Source organism: Paenibacillus pinisoli, from assembly GCF_003605435.1.
GTDB lineage: Bacteria > Bacillota > Bacilli > Paenibacillales > Paenibacillaceae > Pristimantibacillus > Pristimantibacillus pinisoli.
Genome location: NZ_QXQB01000001.1, coordinates 961198 through 976981 on the forward strand (window position 1 = coordinate 961198; position 15784 = coordinate 976981).

The following is a 15784-nucleotide window of genomic DNA, read 5'->3' on the forward strand; positions in this document are numbered from 1 at the left end:
CATCCTTATTTGCTTCCCGTCATGCTGATGCTCTCAATGATGTGCTTTCTCAAGAAGATAAACACTAGCAAGATAGGCAATACCGACATGACCGAACCTGCCGACATGACTGTCAAATCAATAGAAAAGGCGGACTGGAACATCGCCAGGCCGAGTTCCATCGTATACAGCTTCGTATCGCCAACGACGAGCAGCGGCCAAATAAAGGCGTTCCAGGCTTCGATGAAGGCGAAAATGCCGAGCGCACTCATCGGCGCTTTGCATAGCGGAGCCACGATACGGAAGAATATGCGCCACTCCGAGGCCCCCTCCATCCTTGCCGCTTCCAGCATCTCATCCGGAATCTGCTGCATAATGTTTTGCCGCATGAAGAATATCCCGAAGCTCATAACCAGATAAGGTGCGACCAATCCGCGGAAGTTGTTCAGCATATCCAGCTTCTGCATTTGCAAATATAAAGGAATCATATAGATTTCGAATGGCACGATCGCAGTCGCCAGCAGAATGGCGAATAAGGCCGCGCCGCCGACAAAGCGGAATTTTGCAAAAATGTAGCCGGCAAGCAGCGAGGTAAATACAATCGCCACCGCCGAAATCGTCGCCATCCGCAAGCTGTTCCAGAAATAAAGATGAAAAGGCACGGCGTCGAATACGGCGAGGAAGTTATCCAGCTTAAACGATTTTGGAATAAAAGACGGCGGCCACACGTTCAGCTCAGTCGGCGTTTTGAATGCCGTCGAGATCATCCAAAGAAAAGGAATGATCATGATAACGGCCCCGATGGTCAAGACAATGATTCGGATAATGCTGGAAAGCCGTTTTTGCTTGGTCATCGTTTCATCCTCCTGCCCGAACGATTTTTCTCGCGCGCCAATCCCATCTGAATGCCAGTCAAAACCAGTACGATCAAGAACAAGATCACGGCTTCAGCCGATGCATAACCCATATTGAAGAATCGGAAAGCGTTTTCAATCATGTCATATACAAGCACTCGCACTACATAACCCGGCGAACCCTGAATATCCGATGCTAGCACATAGATTTGGCTGAACACATTATACCCGTGGATCAGAGTAATGACAGATACGAATACCGTTATCGGCTTCAGCAAAGGGATTGTAATATAACGGAAAGCTTTCAGCCCGGTTGCTCCGTCAATGGAAGCCGCTTCATAATATTCCTTCGAAATCCCGGTTAAGCCTACCGTAAAAATGATCATGTTGTAACCAATCGTCTTCCATACGGTAAGCATGATGACTGAAACGATAGCAAGCGTTGGATCAAGCAGCCATGGCTTCGGACTGATTCCGAAAAAGGACAATGCGTAGTTGAATAATCCTTGCTGCGAATCCAGAATCCACTTCCAGGTTACAGCTACCGGTACCATCGGCGTAATATACGGCAAGAAATAAATCGCCTCGTACCATGATTTGAACCGAATCCCCCTGGACAGCAAATACGCGATAATGAGTGCTATTGGCACGCTGAAGATTAAGATGCCGAAGGCGATAATCGTCGTGTTCTTGAGCGCAGTTAGGAAAGGATCGCTTTGAAACAAAATAACGAAGTTTTCCAATCCGACAAACGGCTTGTCGACAGACACCATATCCCATTGAAACAAGCTGATATAGAAGGTCTTAACGATAGGAATGAACCGTAGATACGTGTAAATCGCTATGATCGGAGTCAGTCCCAGCAGCACAAACCAATGATGCGGCTTAAGCCGGAACCTTTTCTTCGCCAAAGTTGCCATTGTTCATTTCCCTTTCATCCGTTAATAAGGAGAACCCTCCCCGTATACGGTTTGGGTTCCCGGTTCGATTACTCGGCCAAATGTCCCGCCTTCTTCAAGATAGCATTCGTATCTTTTGCCAGGTCCGCTAGGAATGCTTTCATTTTATCCGGATTATCGACGAACGAAGCATCCGTAAAGCCCTTCTCTGATAAACGATCTGCAAATTTAGTCAAGATTTCATCAAATTCCGGGATGGTCGGATAAGCATGCAGCTCCTGCTTTGTGAAAAATGCCTTGAAAGCCGGATTTTCTTTGAAGAAATCCTCGAAGTCCAGATCCTCTCTCGCCGGCAGCCAACCTGTCATTTCGACCATCTGCTTATGGTTCTCAGGCTTCATCAGGAAGCGGATAAACTCCCAAGCCGCCTCTTCTTTCTCTTTGGCAGCATTCGTCACATAGAAGTCAGACATTCCGATGACGTTCGCTACAGGCAGCGGCGCAGTGGCGTATTCCAGATCCGGCGCCTTCTGTTTAATATCGCCGATGACCCAGGATTCGCGGACGAAGAACGCGGCCATCTCCATCTCGAACGCTTCTGCGTCATGCTTGATCGTAGGATCGTCCGTTTTATATTTGTGAACCATGTCGATGTACATTTGCAGCGTTTTGAGCCCAGCTTCATTGTCGTAATTGGCTACATATTTCCCAGGAGACACTTCTTTTACAATGCTGCCCCCATGCTGTGCGAGCAGCGTCCAGAACTTCTCGCCCAGTCCGCTGCCGCCGCCCGTCAGGCGCAAGCTCATTCCTGCACGCTGCAAGTTGCCCGAGGCGTCTGTGACAGCCAGCTTTTGAGCATACTCCAAAAATTGATCAATGCTGCTTGGCGGCTCTGTCAGTCCCGCTTCTGCGAACATTTTGGTATTGTAATAAATGACCCCTTTGCCGAGCTGATGAGGGATGCCGTACACCACATCATTCACTTGAGCGCGGTCTGCGATCAAATCCGGGTAATTGCCGCCTGTCACAAGCTGGGAGAGATCGTCAGGCGCCTTCTTCAGCATATTGCCTTGAATGAATCGCAGGGCAATGACTGGATTCAGCGATACAATATCCGCTGCGCTGCTGGACGGCAAGCCTGCAGCGACTTTTTTCTCGAAATCTCTAAGCGGGAAGGAAGCGATGTTAACTGTGACGTTCGGATGCTCCTTCTTATAATCCTCCGCCATCTTCTTATACCAAGGATCAAGCTCCGGGTATCCTCCCCAGATGGTAAGCTCTACCGGCTTATTTTGCTTATTGCCGTCTTTTGAATCGTTTTTTTGCGAGTTCGGATTGTTAGCGCTTGAGCAGCCGGCAAGGGCCAGCGACACAATTAAGACTAGAGAAATTAGCGTGATCAACCTCTTATTTGCTTTCATCGGAAGTCCTCCTAGACGGAATTTTCGTTAGTGAAGCGATTTCACAGAAGAACGAACAACCAATTTTTCATCTAGCGTAACTTGCCTGTATTCCGCAACTTCCTCTTCAAAAATACGTTCAAACAAAATCTTTGCCAGCAGCTTGCCCGCATCGTAAGTCGGGATGGAAACCGATGTGAGCGGAAAAATCATAAGCTCGATATCGTCAAAGCCAACGAGCGAAAGATCCTCGGGAATTTTCAAGCCGGCGCTTTCACAGGCTTTAATTACCCCCATCGCAATAACATCGTCAAAACAAATCAATGCGGTCGGACGATCCTTCATGGCAATCAGCTGGTTACCCACATCGACCCCATCCTCCAAATGTTTGGCTTCATGGAAGACATGCTCTTCCGATAAGCTGAGGCCGCTGGCCATCATCGCATCCTTAAATCCCTGGAACCTAAGTTTGGAAGCTCTCGATGTTCGCTGGCCCGTAACAAACCCGATTTTTTTATGCCCGTTCGCGATCAAATGGTTGGTTACCTGAATGCTTCCGTTATAGTCATCGAACTGTACATAGTCGCAGGTCAATCCCGGAATCGAACCGAGCAGAGTAAACGGGATTTTCTTTCTCTTTAATTCATAAATGTGATCGAAATCCACACCTTCCAGCAGCGGAGCGATAATGAGGCCATCTACCCGTTTGCCGACCATAGCCGTGACTTGAGTGACTTCCACCATATGATTCTCGCCGCTGCTGCATAAGAAAACGGTATATCCATGCTCATTGGCAACTTCCTGTACACCTTTCGTAATCCGATTGTAGAAAGGGTTGGTAATGTCTTTAATGACCAGGCCAATCGTTTTTGTGAATTTGGATGTGAGTCCTCTGGCAATTTCATTGGGGACATAGCCATGCTTTTCGGCCGCCTCCAATACCTTCGCTCTGGTCTTCTCTGAAAATCCGGATTTGTTGTTCAGAACCCCTGACACTGTGCTTTTTGCCAAACCGGTTATTCTTGCCAGATCCGCAATCGTGATATTCATAATCACGCCCCTCCTGTTAATTTGAACCGTTTCAAATTTTGTATAGACTTATAGGACCAGTTAGATATTTGGTTATATTTAACTGGCATATTAAAATTTGAACCGTTTCAAATTCTTATTTTTCTGAATTATAAAGCGTTTTCATTTTCCTTGTCAACTACAATTTCGCAATCCGCCCGAATGGCATGCATAGAATCCTTGATTTTTGACTCAAAAAAGAGCTGTCCCTATGTCACTCGGACATTCGGGACAACTCTTTGAAATGAGTAGATGTACGATAGCGGATTAAGACCCGTAAGACATAATCACATCAATCATAATATCTGCCGCGAGCGCCACTTGCTCCAGCTCTACCCACTCGTCCTCCGTATGCGCCTGATCGATGGAGCCAGGGCCGAACACGACTGACGGGATGCCCACAAGCGCCAGCTTGCTGGCGTCGGTGCAGTACGGCACGCCGAGCGTCTTCACTTCCCCGATGCGCCTCGAAGCCGCTCCCGTAAGCAGCCGCACGACATCGGAATCCGCGCTAGTATCAAGCGTGTAATCCAGCACGAACGGCGGATAGACATTGACTCTCGCGCGGTCGTCTCCAAGATCGAGCGCGGTCAGTTCATCGCGAAGATTCGCCCATACCTGCTCGCTGTCCTCGCCTGGAATGGTGCGGCGGTCAATCTTGATCCGGGAACGGTCCGGGATCGTATTCGGCGCAACCCCGCCGACAATCTCCGTGACGCTAAGCGATCCTGCGCCAACCTGCGGATGAGGCTGAGCCAGCAAGCGAGGCGTCACCACATCTCTTAGATGGGAGATCACCTTCACCATGGCATCAATAGCGTTCACGCCTTCGCTTGGACGAGATGAGTGTGCCGATACGCCGACCGTCTCGATCTCGCAACGGACCACGCCTTTATGGGCAATGACGGCATGAAGCTCCGTCGGCTCGCCGACGATGGCCGCGCCGAACTTCTCATGAATGTTGAGAAGATCGAGCACGCCTTTGTAATGGACTTCCTCATCGACCGCAGCAGCCAGATAGACCGGAACGGCAGGCACCTGGCCATTCTCCGCGCACCACTCGATAGCCGCCAGCATGGCTGCAAGCGAGCCCTTCGTATCGCAGGCTCCCCTTCCGTACAGCCTGCCGTCTGCAACCTCTGCGGCGAAGGGCTCGATCGTCATGCCTGTCGTCTGCACCGTATCCATATGCGCCTCCAGCAGCAGTCCTGGCGCATGGTTGTTCACGCCAGGCAGCATCCCGACGATGTTCGGACGGTTCGGCAGCACCTCGCGGCGCTCGGCGGACAAGCCTAGCCGCTGGAAAAACCGCTCTACATAATCGGCGACCGCAAGCTCGGGCACGCCTCCTTCAAAGTTTGGGTTCACACTCGGAATTTGCACCAGATCCCTTAAGATCTCCGTCGTTCGCGCAGCGTCGATTCTTATTGTCATGACAGTAAGCCGCCTTTCATTTGAGTGTAGGGTAGAGACAAGCAGTCTTAAAAGGTTAAGGAAGCAGTGGATTCATTAGTTCGATTGACGCGTTGCATGACCTCAATAATTGCAGCCTCTGGCATCGGTTTTGATCCGTCCGGCAATTTCTCCGCCGCGTACCGCGTATACGAAGTCGTTCAAGTTCGGGATGACGCAGGAGTGGTTCGGAATAATTTCGATACGATCCCCGATAGACAGGCTGACTTGTGCAGGATCGTAACGCAGCATGCCGTGCTCTTCATTAAGCGATGCAATCATAATATCCGGCTGGCCGATGATCATGCCGAAGCCGTCGGTATGGTGGGAGCGGTCGCTGGTCAGCGTCTTGGAGCCGGCGTCAATCGTCGCCATGCCCGGCAGCGGAATGCTGATGACCGTAGCGATCACCCGCAGCGCACAATCCTCCGGCTCCGCGAGGCCCATGCTGACAGCGGACACGTCATTGTACAGATAGTTGCCCGCGCGCACCTCCGTAATGCCTTCCGCGTACTCGCACAGCTTCGATGTCGGCGTCGAGCCGGAGCTGACGATATCAACCGGAATGCCCGCTTCACGCAGATCGCTTACAACGCCGCGAATAATCTCCGCTTCCTCAAGCACAGCAGCCTTCAGCGCATCTTCCGACCGGTTCCGGTACACCAAACCGAAATAAGCCATAATGCCGCCAATCTCAATGCCCGGCAGCTCTTGTATCTTGCGGGCGAAAGCCACGATATCCTCGCCCGGCTGGCGTCCTCCGCGATGCAAGCCTCCGTCCAGCTCGATTAGCACGCGCACAGGCTTCCCAGTCCGCTCTCCGACAGCAGACAAGCCCAGCGCAGCCTCCCAGCTGTCGACGGTAACGGTGACGCGGATTCGGCGATGCAGCCGTTCCAGCCGCTCCAGATTGCGTTCGCCGACGATTGCCAGCGCAACGAGAATGTCGTCGATGCCGCCGTCGGCAAATACTTCAGCTTCGGACAGCTTCGCTGTCGTAATGCCAACCGCACCGGCCGCAAGCTGCTTGCGTGCGATCTCAAGCGATTTATGCGTCTTGATATGAGGCCTGTGGCGAATGCCATGTTCGGCCAGCTTGCCCGCCATACGGGATATATTGCGCTCAGCCGCATCCAGATCGACAAAGGCATAAGGCGTCGGCGGGTTGCTGTCCAGCTCCGGCAGCCCTGGTGTGATTGTATTATCGTTCATCTCTGTTGCTCCTCTCCCATTTGGGCATCTCTATCTTTTCGCGCTGATATCCATTGCTATAACCACGCGCGATCGGCTCAGGATCCATACTTGTCGCGGTATTCCTGCGGCGTCAGTCCGGTATGCTTCTTGAATACATGAATAAAGGAATGCGCCCGCTGATAGCCAAGCCGGGCGGCAATCTCATAGATTTTGTCCGAAGTGTCCAGCAGCAGCCGGGCCGCCTTCTCCATCCGTATCCGATAGACGTATTCGGTGATGTTCTCTCCAGTCTCCAGCTTGTAGATCTTCGAGATATAGACCGGATGGAGATAGACATGCCGGGCGATCGCGGTCAGCGACACATCCTCGTCCAGATGCTGCTCCACGAATTGCCGCACATCGGCAATCAGCTTCGCGCGCGAATCCTGCTTCTCCGATTCCGCTTCGCTGCTGAGCCTGCCCAGCAGCTCCAGCGACCAGTCCAGCAATTGCTGGGCATTGCGGAAGGGCAAGCCCACCGTGAGCTTCTCATAGCCCGGGCCGATCAGGTCGGACAACCGCTGCCCGCTCTTGTGCGCATAAGACGATGCGGCCGAAGCGATGACGAAATAAGCCTCCAGCAATTGCTCCTCCGTCTGCAGCTCCGCGGCTATGCTCTTCAGCCGCTGCTCCGCTTGCTGCCATTGCCCCGCTTCCAGCAGATGAGACAGGGACGGCAGCTCATAGAGCGACGACAGCGAACAAGTCTCGCTCTCGCCAATTGCCGCATCCGATACAGTCATAATAAGATCGGATACGTCGCCGATCCGCTTGCGCAGCGTCGACAGCGTGCCGTCATACATCGTCGCCAGATCGGCCGGGAATACGCCTGTCCGGCTGATGAGTATGGTCGCCGATCCGCGAAGGAACGTATGAATCGCATCCTTCAGCTGGCCCGCCTTATTCTCCAGCATGCGATACAGCTCCGCGCAATCCCCGTTTTCTTCCTTATGGGTAATCAGGAAGACCAGATACTGATGCACATCCTTCCCGTGCCACAGCTCGCAGTCCGGCTGGAACAGCTCCTCCGCCATATTGCCTACCGCATATTCGACGAGCGCTAGGCTGTGCGGATCATAGTTATGAAAAGGCTGCTCAAGCCTGACCAGCATAAGCGCAAAGCCCTGCTCATAGAAGCCGGGCACAGACAGCATCGTCATCTTGTCGCGAAGCTCCGCCGCCGCATAGCGCTTGCCAAGCAGCAGCTCTCCCAGCAGATTGCCGCGCATCTGGGGCAGATTCTCCCGCATCGCCTGCGCAATCCGCTCTTGCGAGATGATCTCGCGCCATTCCTCTTCCAGCTCGGTGCGCACCTGGGCGACAGCAGCCAGCAGCTCCTCATCCTTGGCTGGCTTCAGCAGATAGCTGACCGCCCCATGGCGAATTGCTTCCTTCGCGTATTCGAACTCCGCATGCCCGGACAATAGAATGCATTTGGTCTTGCGCCAGCGCCGCCGGATCTGCTCCGACAGCTCCAGGCCCGACATGCCGGGCATGCGGATATCGGTCAGCACAATATCGATCGTACAAGCTTCCATCACATCCAGCGCTTCCTCAGCGGAATACGCTTTATGAACCCCTTTGATGCCGGACTCGCTCCATGGAACGAGCTCCGACAGCCGGTCTGTAATATGCCGCTCATCATCCACGATCAGCAATTGCGCCATGCTCCGATTCCTCCCTCCAGATCATGGTGACTTGCAGTCCTCCCAGAGGACTAATCGCTAACTGAAGGCCTGAACCCGGGCCGAACAAATATCTGAGCCGTTGATGCACATTCCAGATGCCGCAGCTCGTCTGCTCCTCCAGCGGCTGGCGAAGCTTCTGCTCCAGCCTCAGCAGCTGCTCGTATGGCATGCCCGCTCCATTGTCCTCAACAACCAGCATGTAGCGGCCGTCTCCCGCATGTCCGGCAATCCGGATCAATCCGGCGCCGGGCTTCCGCTCGATGCCATGGACAATCGCATTCTCTACGATCGGCTGCAGCAGCAGCCTCGGAAGGGGCAGCTCCAGCATCTCCTCGGGCACATCAAGCTCATAGCGAAGCCGCCCTAACCGAAGATTGTGAATTTCCAGATAGTTCTCGACAAGCTGCAGCTCCTCGCGCAGCGAAGCCGGACGGTCCTCCATCCGCGTCGTGTAGCGGTAATATTCGGCCAAATTCTGAGCCATCGCAACGACGGACGGCGTATCTTGCATTTTCGCTGTATTAATAATGAAGAACAGGCTGTTATACAGAAAATGCGGGTTAATCTGAGCTTGCAGCTGCTTGAGCGTAGCCTCATGCCCGCGAATTTTCTCCGCATAGACCCGTTCGACCAGATCTTGTATCTCCTCGGCCATCTCATTGAACCGCAGGAACAAGAAGTCAAACTCATTGCTGGAGCTGTTCTCGATCCGGGTCGACAGGTTTCCCTTCTTCAGCATCTGCACGCCGCGCATCAGCTTGCCGATCGGCCGCTGAACGTTGCGGTACAGCAGGTAAGACGCGATAACCCCCATCGCGAGCAGCAGCCCGATCGTGGCGTAGAACATCGCATTCGTCTTATGGATCGGCTGAAGAATATTTTCCACCGGCACATAATCGACCAAATACCAGCCAAGCTGCTGCGACTTCACATAGAAGATCGCCACTCGCCCCATGCCGATATCCGCCACGACTTGCCCGCTGTCGCCAAGCTCTCTGCCGCCGAGCTCACTCATCACCTCGCGGACAGCTTCGGCATCCATCGTCGTGCTGCCGATCGGCTCGTACGCCTTATTATACAAGAACGGATCGCTGCGCCCGTCCCACTTGACCATATCCATCATGCCGGAGATGTTCGAGACAGGAAAACCCACCTGGAACATCGCCTCGACCTGTTCAATAGAGGTTGCGCTGTACGGCTCCGAGATTTGCCGCACGAAGCGTGCGCCCGGCACCTGGGCATAGCCCTGCGGATCATCATCATAGATCCATCCCTTGCGCAGGGCAAACCGCTTTACATCTCCCCAAGGATCATAATCCTTAAGCAGGTTCGAGGACAGCATCATATTTTGTTTCGGCAAATAGAGCGTAATCTCGTTCATCCACGAGCTGGACACGCTTTGCAAACTGAGCTTTTTATTAATCCGATATTCCTCGCGCTGCCGATCGTACGGAACCGTCTTATCCCGCTCCATCAGCTCGCGCACATGGGGATCGGCGCTAAGTGTAACCGTATACATAGCCAACTGCTCGACAGTGGCATCGAACTGCTGAAGCAGGAACGACAGCTGCCCGAGACTGTTGGCTCCGATTTCATTTTCCACGACATCCACGCTTACTTTATTCGTATAGCCATATAAGACCAGGACAGGTATAAGAAACAAAACGATCATGATGATCACTTTGGAAAAAATCGTGATTTTTCGCGGCATGGCGGTACGCCCCTTTGTGAAAGGCATGTCCTCTTGGTTGTACAAGTAGTTTAGCCCTTCACCGCGCCCGCTGCAAGACCGCTAACGATAAATCGCTGGGCAAGCAGCGCAATAATGAGCACCGGAAGCGTAATGACGCAAGCCGAAGCCATGAGCGCGCCCCAGTTGATTTCGGAATAGGACATAAAGTTGAATACCGCGACTGGCAGCGTCTTCGTCTTGTCTCCCGCAAGAATAATCGAGAACATAAAGTTGTTCCACGAGAAGATAAAGGACAATAGCGATGATGTAATAATGCCCGGTCCGGAGATCGGCAATACGATTCGAAGGAATACCTGTGTCGGCGTACAGCCGTCAATCAGGCCCGCTTCCTCGATTTCCGTCGGCAAGCCCTCGAAGAACGAAATCATAACCCAGATGATGAACGGCAAGCCGACCAGCATATGGCTGAGAATGAGCGACAGATAAGAGTCGACCAGTCCGAGCTGCGAGAAAATAATGAACCAAGGAATAAGGAATGTAATGCCGGGAATAATGCGGGCGACCAGAATGACGAGCCCAAGGCCCTGCAGCCGGTGGCGCGCGATCGCGTAAGCAGCCGGCAGACCTAGAATCAAGGAGCCGAGCGTCGATCCTGCCGCAACAATAAAGCTGTTGATGATAAATTTCATGAAGTCGTATTCATTAAAGACATTCACATAGTTTTGCCCGGTAGGCTTGAAGATCAGAAATTCATCGGGCGACATGATTTGAGCCTGTGTCTTGAACGAAGCCAGCAGCATCCAGACGAACGGAAACGCAAAGCTGATGACGACCAGGCCCGTGAGCGAGCTCATGATGATCGTTTTGATTCGTTTTTTGCGCTTCATGAAGCCACCTCCAGACGTTTGCGCACATAGATCATAAGCAGCGTTAAAGCCATCACGATAGCAAAAAAGATGACGAGCAGCGTAGAAGCCATGCCAAGCTTAAAGTATTGGAAGCCTAGCGTATAACCGTAAATGTTCAGCGTCTCCGACTTCATATTCGGACCGCCTTGCGTAGTGGCATAGATGATATCGAACGTTTTCAGCACATCGATCAAGCGCAGCATGACCGCTACAATGATCGTCGGACGCAGCAGCGGCAGCGTCACATACCAGAATTTCTGCCAGGTCGAAGCCCCGTCCACATCAGCCGCTTCATACGGCTCAGTCGGCAGCGTCGCAAGTCCGGCCATAACGATCAGCGAGATCATCGGCGTCCACATCCACACATCCATTAGAATAAGGGACGGCATAACCTGAGACGGCGAAGCGATCCACAGCTGCGGGCTGAGCCCTATCATCTTGAGCAGCGTATTGGCGGCGCCGATGCTTGGCTCGTAGATCAACAGCCAGACCAGGCCCATCGCAACAGGCGTTGCGACCATCGGGAGCAGGAAGATCGTTTTGACCAAATTTTTGCCAAAAAATTCACGGTGGAGCAACACTGCAATAGCCACGCCCAGCACCGTCTGCACAATTAGTGCGCCGAATGTAAAGATAAAGGTCTGCTTGACCGTCACCCAAAAGCGGGCATCTGATAATAGTGCGATATAGTTGTCGAACCCAACCCACTTCGGTGGCGTCGTCGAGGACATGCTCCATTCATAGAAACTGATTCGGAAGGTATACAAAATCGGGAATACCATCATAAGAAGCACGAATAATACAGCCGGCATGGTGTATATCCATTTCTGGTTGCGATCAAACCAGTTCGTTCGCATTGCCTCCATCCTTTCTCGTTGCGCCTCGGGATGAAGAAGGGACGCGTCCGCCCGGACGCATCCCTCCAACCTCCGCAGCTTATTGTCCGGATTCGTTATCGATTAATGCCTGGAATTCCTTGTTCGCCTGATCGGCTGCCGCCTGAATATCCTCGCCCGTAATCGCGCGCTGCACGATTGAGCCGATAATGTCGCGGGCTTCGCCTACGGCATTCACTTGCGGCAGGGAGTGGTCGACGCCGCCCTTCTGCGTCTCCATCGTCACTTCCGCCAGCTCTTTCGGGAAGGCTACTGTGCCTTCAGGACTAGCCCATACGGACAAGCGGGAGCCTGGATTGCCCAGCTTCTGCGTCTCCAGCATAATTTCCTTGCTTGTTGCCCACTCGATGAACGCCCACGCCGCATCCTTGTCCGCAGCCTTGGCATTCATCGCAATGCCCCACGACGCAATGTTGAACGGCTGCGAGCCCGCATCGCCGGCTGGGAATACCGCATAGCCGATCTGGTCCGAGATCGTGGATTTCTCCGGATCAGCCGCATTGAGATAGATCGAGTTGACATCGGCGAAGAAGGCGGATTTGCCTTGCGCGAATACGCCGATCGCTTGCGGCCAGGACATATTCAGCACGCCCGGAGGACCGAAGTCACGGAGCAGCGTCGCATAAGTGTTCATGCCCTTCACCGATTCAGGCGAGTTCAGAAACGCCTTGCCGTCGCGCATGAATTCGCCGCCTTCGGAGTACATGAACGACGAGATCTGCGACACTAGCGCGGAGCGCTGGCCGCGAGCGGAGAAGCCGTACATTTCCTTGCTCGGATCATGCAGCGCTTTGGCCGCCGCCAGCAGCTCGTCCATCGTCTTCGGAACGGCAATGTTCGCTTCCTCCAGCAGATCCTTGCGGTAGTACAGGATGTGCTGCTCGGTAATGGTCGGGATGCCGACGATTTTGCCATCGATCGTGTTGGTGCTGACGGATGCCTTCGAGAAGTCCTCGAAGTCGTAGTCCGCATTTTTCGTCACATATTCATCCAGCGGCTGAAGCCAGCCATTATTGTAAAATTGCTTGGCATGCTGCAGCGGACTGTACATGAACACGTCCGGCGTAGCCGAGCCGGATGTGAACTGCACGGTCAGCTTCTGGGACAGTTGGTCCTCGAAGTAGCTCTGCACATCCACCTTCATGCCCGTCTCTTCCTCAAATTGCGGAATCAGCTCTTTAATCGCATCCCCCCACGGGTGGTTCGCTGTAGCGATTGACAGCTTCTTGCCCTGGAACGGCTTGGCCGCCCCTTCACCTTCCACGCCCTGGCTAGGCTTGTCATTCCCGCCGCCGCATGCGCTTAGCATGCTGACTGCCAGGACTGCGGCAAGCGTTCCTTGCATCCAGCGTTTCATCTTTCTCTTCATACGATTGACCTCCTGTACAAATAGGATGAATAACGGGTGCATGCTGTCAGTCTTTCCAATCGGGTCACCCGTTACATCTAGACTAATGCATGCCGCTTTCCGGTTAAATAACGCACATTCAACAACGATAACGAGGGTTTAAAGAAATCATTCGCGTACGAAATATGAAATGAGTACTTCGCATGCATCAACATAATGGCCAGGATTAACCCCTCATTTTCAATTATTTTCTAAAAATTTAAGAATTCCGCTATTCAGACTCGTCCGACTCCTATAGAATAGTGTCAAATACTAGATTATAAGGAGACATCTGTCATGATGAAAAAGACAACTGCACTGATCGCCATCTTATTGTTTTTATGCAGCAGCCTGGCAGCTGCCCATCCGGGCCGCACGGATTCGAATGGCGGGCATACATGCCGCACCAATTGCGAGAAGTGGGGGCTGGAATACGGGGAATACCACTACCATAACGGCGGGGGCAAAAGCAAAAGCTCCTCCTCTTCTTCATCGTCATCCTCCAAAGCCGCCGACACCAGAAGCGCAGCGGAGATCGAAGCCGACGGCTATATTTGGAACGGGGATTATTATTTGAAGCAGGGCAGCTATTACAACGCGTTATACTACTATTTCCAAACCCAAGATACGGGCTACAGCTGGAAAGTAAATGCCTCGAATCAATCGGCAGCAGCCAAAAAAGTAGCGGAGCAGGCCAAAGCCTTCTACGAATCCGACCAGCTTGATAAAGCGAAGCTTTATTACGAGCTTCTCGGACAAGACGCATCTTACAGCAAAACGTATAACGTCCCTGCGAACCTCGGGCTGATACAGGAACGCCAGGCATTCCTGAGTGCCTTCGCCAATGCCCGCTGGTATTACAATCAGAAGAACTACGTCAACGCCGTCCTTATCGCCGACAAAAAAATGAAAGAAGGACTTGCTGCGAACAAGCATGCCGTGCAGTTCATGAAAGACGCTGCGCTTAAGCTTTCGCAGCAAGCATATAGCGCATATGTGGAAAAAGATTACGCAAACGCCCTCAAGCGCTATAACGTTATCGCCAATGCCGAATATGCCCCTGCAGATTTGAAAGAAGGCGCCAGGAAAAACGCCCTCATTGCCGAGCGGCAGATGAAGGAGTAGACCTGAAAGACTAGACCTTCTCCGATTTTGCCAGATGGCTTATTGGGGGGCCTTTCATATCGTTCCTGTCCAAATAAAACAAGCTGGCTCCGGCTCTCTGCCGATCCCAGCTTGTTTTATTTGCTGCGCCGCTTTTCCTCTGAGACTACCCTTCCAAAAGACGGCCTTCATCATGCCACTGCCCATACATTTTATTCTCGCGGGTATGCGTTATAAACTTATCTAACCTTGAGGCATACAGAGCTGCGTCCTTTTCAACGGACTGAATATTATCGATTCTGATTCTGACATACAGCTCGGGCATGGCCTGAAAGTTGCTGTAGAGCTCTTCATCCTGCTTCAGCAACCGCAAGATATCTTCTTGAATCGCGAATGAATCCGGGCCCATATCCGGCAAAACGCTCCTTCCCGCCTCTGTCATTAAACCTAGCCGGTCCAGCCGCCGGACGCGTTCCTTGTTCAGCTCTGTCCAGCTGCTGTTTTTCCGCCGGGGAGAGAAGCGCTGGGCAGTCTGATTATCATCTATACGTTTGCGGGTACTGTCAATCCAGCCAAAACAAAGCGCCTCTTCCACGATGTCGAAATAGCTGATCGGATCGTTCTTCGCTCTAATCAGCCAGCAATACGGCTGCAATTGATGATGCGCGCCGAGCCACTCTCGCCATTCTTGGCGGTTGCCTGCCCGCACGGCATTATCAATGATCATGAACTATCACACCCTTCTGCCGTTGTTCCCATACGTCTACGTAATGCGGATTGAACATAATGCCCAGCACGTTGCCGAATGGATCTATGACCGAAGCTGTGACGAATCCAGAGTCGCCTCTAGGTGTAATTGGTTCGTACTCTGCAGCGCCCATCTCCTTCAGCTTTTGCAGCATCGCATGAATATCATCCACATGCCAATACATGATGGCGCCCCCGGGACCGGCAGCTGCTGCGGCAGGAGCAAAACGGCGATTAATGATGCCAAGCTCATGCTGGTAATCCCCAAGCCGGAATTCCGCATAAGCAAGCCGGCCATCCGGTCCCGACCGTTCAAAGTACGGGGCAAGGCCGAGGAGCTCCGCATACCATGCTTTCGCCGCCTCCACATCATCCGCCCAATAACTGATCGTCGCAAATCCTCGCAAAGATTGTATTTTGCTCATTATAGCTGCCTCCCGAATATTCAAGATTGAACTGCTCTTCTTGGTTCC

At 52.7% G+C, this 15784-nt stretch carries 14 protein-coding genes; 1 reads left to right on the plus strand and 13 read right to left on the minus strand.

Going from position 1 to position 15784, the window contains the following annotated elements:
* Positions 1–5: 5 nt before the first annotated feature.
* The 11 genes from D3P09_RS04610 to D3P09_RS04660 form a co-directional block, all read right to left on the minus strand.
* On the minus strand, positions 6–833 hold the full coding sequence (locus D3P09_RS04610; RefSeq protein WP_120107594.1) for a carbohydrate ABC transporter permease: 828 nt from the start codon (positions 831–833) through the stop codon (positions 6–8).
* The gene (locus D3P09_RS04615; protein WP_120107596.1) at positions 830–1753 is read right to left on the minus strand and encodes a carbohydrate ABC transporter permease; all 924 of its coding nucleotides are present in this window, start codon (positions 1751–1753) and stop codon (positions 830–832) included. The genes D3P09_RS04610 and D3P09_RS04615 overlap by 4 nt, the downstream gene beginning before the upstream one ends.
* 68 nt (positions 1754–1821) lie before the next feature.
* Complete coding sequence (locus D3P09_RS04620) at positions 1822–3156, minus strand: extracellular solute-binding protein (RefSeq protein ID WP_120107597.1); 1335 nt, start codon at positions 3154–3156, stop codon at positions 1822–1824.
* Between the two features lie 27 nt (positions 3157–3183).
* The gene (locus D3P09_RS04625; protein ID WP_243643902.1) at positions 3184–4185 is read right to left on the minus strand and encodes a LacI family DNA-binding transcriptional regulator; all 1002 of its coding nucleotides are present in this window, start codon (positions 4183–4185) and stop codon (positions 3184–3186) included.
* Between the two features lie 285 nt (positions 4186–4470).
* A complete protein-coding gene (locus tag D3P09_RS04630; RefSeq protein ID WP_120107599.1) occupies positions 4471–5637 on the minus strand; it encodes a M20 family metallopeptidase in 1167 nt (388 codons plus the stop codon).
* A gap of 102 nt (positions 5638–5739) precedes the next feature.
* Positions 5740–6867 (minus strand): alanine racemase, encoded by a 1128-nt coding sequence (locus tag D3P09_RS04635; protein ID WP_120107601.1) that lies wholly within the window; start codon positions 6865–6867, stop codon positions 5740–5742.
* A 77-nt stretch (positions 6868–6944) separates the two neighbouring features.
* On the minus strand, positions 6945–8555 hold the full coding sequence (locus tag D3P09_RS04640) for a response regulator transcription factor (RefSeq protein ID WP_120107603.1): 1611 nt from the start codon (positions 8553–8555) through the stop codon (positions 6945–6947).
* Positions 8530–10287 carry a sensor histidine kinase gene (locus D3P09_RS04645; RefSeq protein WP_120107605.1) on the minus strand — a complete coding sequence of 586 codons (1758 nt, stop codon included), beginning with the start codon at positions 10285–10287 and terminating at the stop codon, positions 8530–8532. Before D3P09_RS04645 ends, D3P09_RS04640 begins: the two co-directional genes overlap by 26 nt.
* Positions 10288–10337: 50 nt before the next feature.
* On the minus strand, positions 10338–11156 hold the full coding sequence (locus tag D3P09_RS04650; RefSeq protein ID WP_120107607.1) for a carbohydrate ABC transporter permease: 819 nt from the start codon (positions 11154–11156) through the stop codon (positions 10338–10340).
* Positions 11153–12034, minus strand: a complete 882-nt coding sequence (locus tag D3P09_RS04655) for a carbohydrate ABC transporter permease (RefSeq protein WP_120107609.1) — start codon at positions 12032–12034, stop codon at positions 11153–11155. Before D3P09_RS04655 ends, D3P09_RS04650 begins: the two co-directional genes overlap by 4 nt.
* A 79-nt stretch (positions 12035–12113) precedes the next feature.
* Positions 12114–13442, minus strand: coding sequence for an ABC transporter substrate-binding protein (locus tag D3P09_RS04660; RefSeq protein WP_120107610.1), 1329 nt, complete (start codon positions 13440–13442; stop codon positions 12114–12116).
* A 315-nt stretch (positions 13443–13757) separates the two neighbouring features.
* Here D3P09_RS04660 and D3P09_RS28465 point away from each other — a divergent pair, with 315 nt between their 5' ends.
* A complete protein-coding gene (locus tag D3P09_RS28465; RefSeq protein WP_424452032.1) occupies positions 13758–14585 on the plus strand; it encodes a YHYH domain-containing protein in 828 nt (275 codons plus the stop codon).
* A gap of 145 nt (positions 14586–14730) precedes the next feature.
* Here D3P09_RS28465 and D3P09_RS04670 read toward each other — a convergent pair whose 3' ends face one another.
* Positions 14731–15291 (minus strand): YdeI/OmpD-associated family protein, encoded by a 561-nt coding sequence (locus D3P09_RS04670; protein ID WP_120107612.1) that lies wholly within the window; start codon positions 15289–15291, stop codon positions 14731–14733.
* Positions 15281–15736 carry a VOC family protein gene (locus tag D3P09_RS04675; protein WP_120107614.1) on the minus strand — a complete coding sequence of 152 codons (456 nt, stop codon included), beginning with the start codon at positions 15734–15736 and terminating at the stop codon, positions 15281–15283. Before D3P09_RS04675 ends, D3P09_RS04670 begins: the two co-directional genes overlap by 11 nt.
* Between the last annotated feature and the right edge of the window lie 48 nt (positions 15737–15784).

What these genes read in the sequence shown, in the direction of transcription:
- D3P09_RS04610 (WP_120107594.1), bottom strand. Translation starts at nt 833, where the DNA reads ATGACCAAGCAAAAACGGCTTTCCAGCATTATCCGAATCATTGTCTTG.
- D3P09_RS04635 (WP_120107601.1), bottom strand. Translation starts at nt 6,867, where the DNA reads ATGAACGATAATACAATCACACCAGGGCTGCCGGAGCTGGACAGCAAC.
- D3P09_RS04615 (WP_120107596.1), bottom strand. Translation starts at nt 1,753, where the DNA reads ATGGCAACTTTGGCGAAGAAAAGGTTCCGGCTTAAGCCGCATCATTGG.
- D3P09_RS04630 (WP_120107599.1), bottom strand. Translation starts at nt 5,637, where the DNA reads ATGACAATAAGAATCGACGCTGCGCGAACGACGGAGATCTTAAGGGAT.
- D3P09_RS04625 (WP_243643902.1), bottom strand. Translation starts at nt 4,185, where the DNA reads ATGAATATCACGATTGCGGATCTGGCAAGAATAACCGGTTTGGCAAAA.
- D3P09_RS04645 (WP_120107605.1), bottom strand. Translation starts at nt 10,287, where the DNA reads ATGCCGCGAAAAATCACGATTTTTTCCAAAGTGATCATCATGATCGTT.
- D3P09_RS28465 (WP_424452032.1), top strand. Translation starts at nt 13,758, where the DNA reads ATGATGAAAAAGACAACTGCACTGATCGCCATCTTATTGTTTTTATGC.
- D3P09_RS04660 (WP_120107610.1), bottom strand. Translation starts at nt 13,442, where the DNA reads ATGAAGAGAAAGATGAAACGCTGGATGCAAGGAACGCTTGCCGCAGTC.
- D3P09_RS04640 (WP_120107603.1), bottom strand. Translation starts at nt 8,555, where the DNA reads ATGGCGCAATTGCTGATCGTGGATGATGAGCGGCATATTACAGACCGG.
- D3P09_RS04670 (WP_120107612.1), bottom strand. Translation starts at nt 15,291, where the DNA reads ATGATCATTGATAATGCCGTGCGGGCAGGCAACCGCCAAGAATGGCGA.
- D3P09_RS04620 (WP_120107597.1), bottom strand. Translation starts at nt 3,156, where the DNA reads ATGAAAGCAAATAAGAGGTTGATCACGCTAATTTCTCTAGTCTTAATT.
- D3P09_RS04675 (WP_120107614.1), bottom strand. Translation starts at nt 15,736, where the DNA reads ATGAGCAAAATACAATCTTTGCGAGGATTTGCGACGATCAGTTATTGG.
- D3P09_RS04650 (WP_120107607.1), bottom strand. Translation starts at nt 11,156, where the DNA reads ATGAAGCGCAAAAAACGAATCAAAACGATCATCATGAGCTCGCTCACG.
- D3P09_RS04655 (WP_120107609.1), bottom strand. Translation starts at nt 12,034, where the DNA reads ATGCGAACGAACTGGTTTGATCGCAACCAGAAATGGATATACACCATG.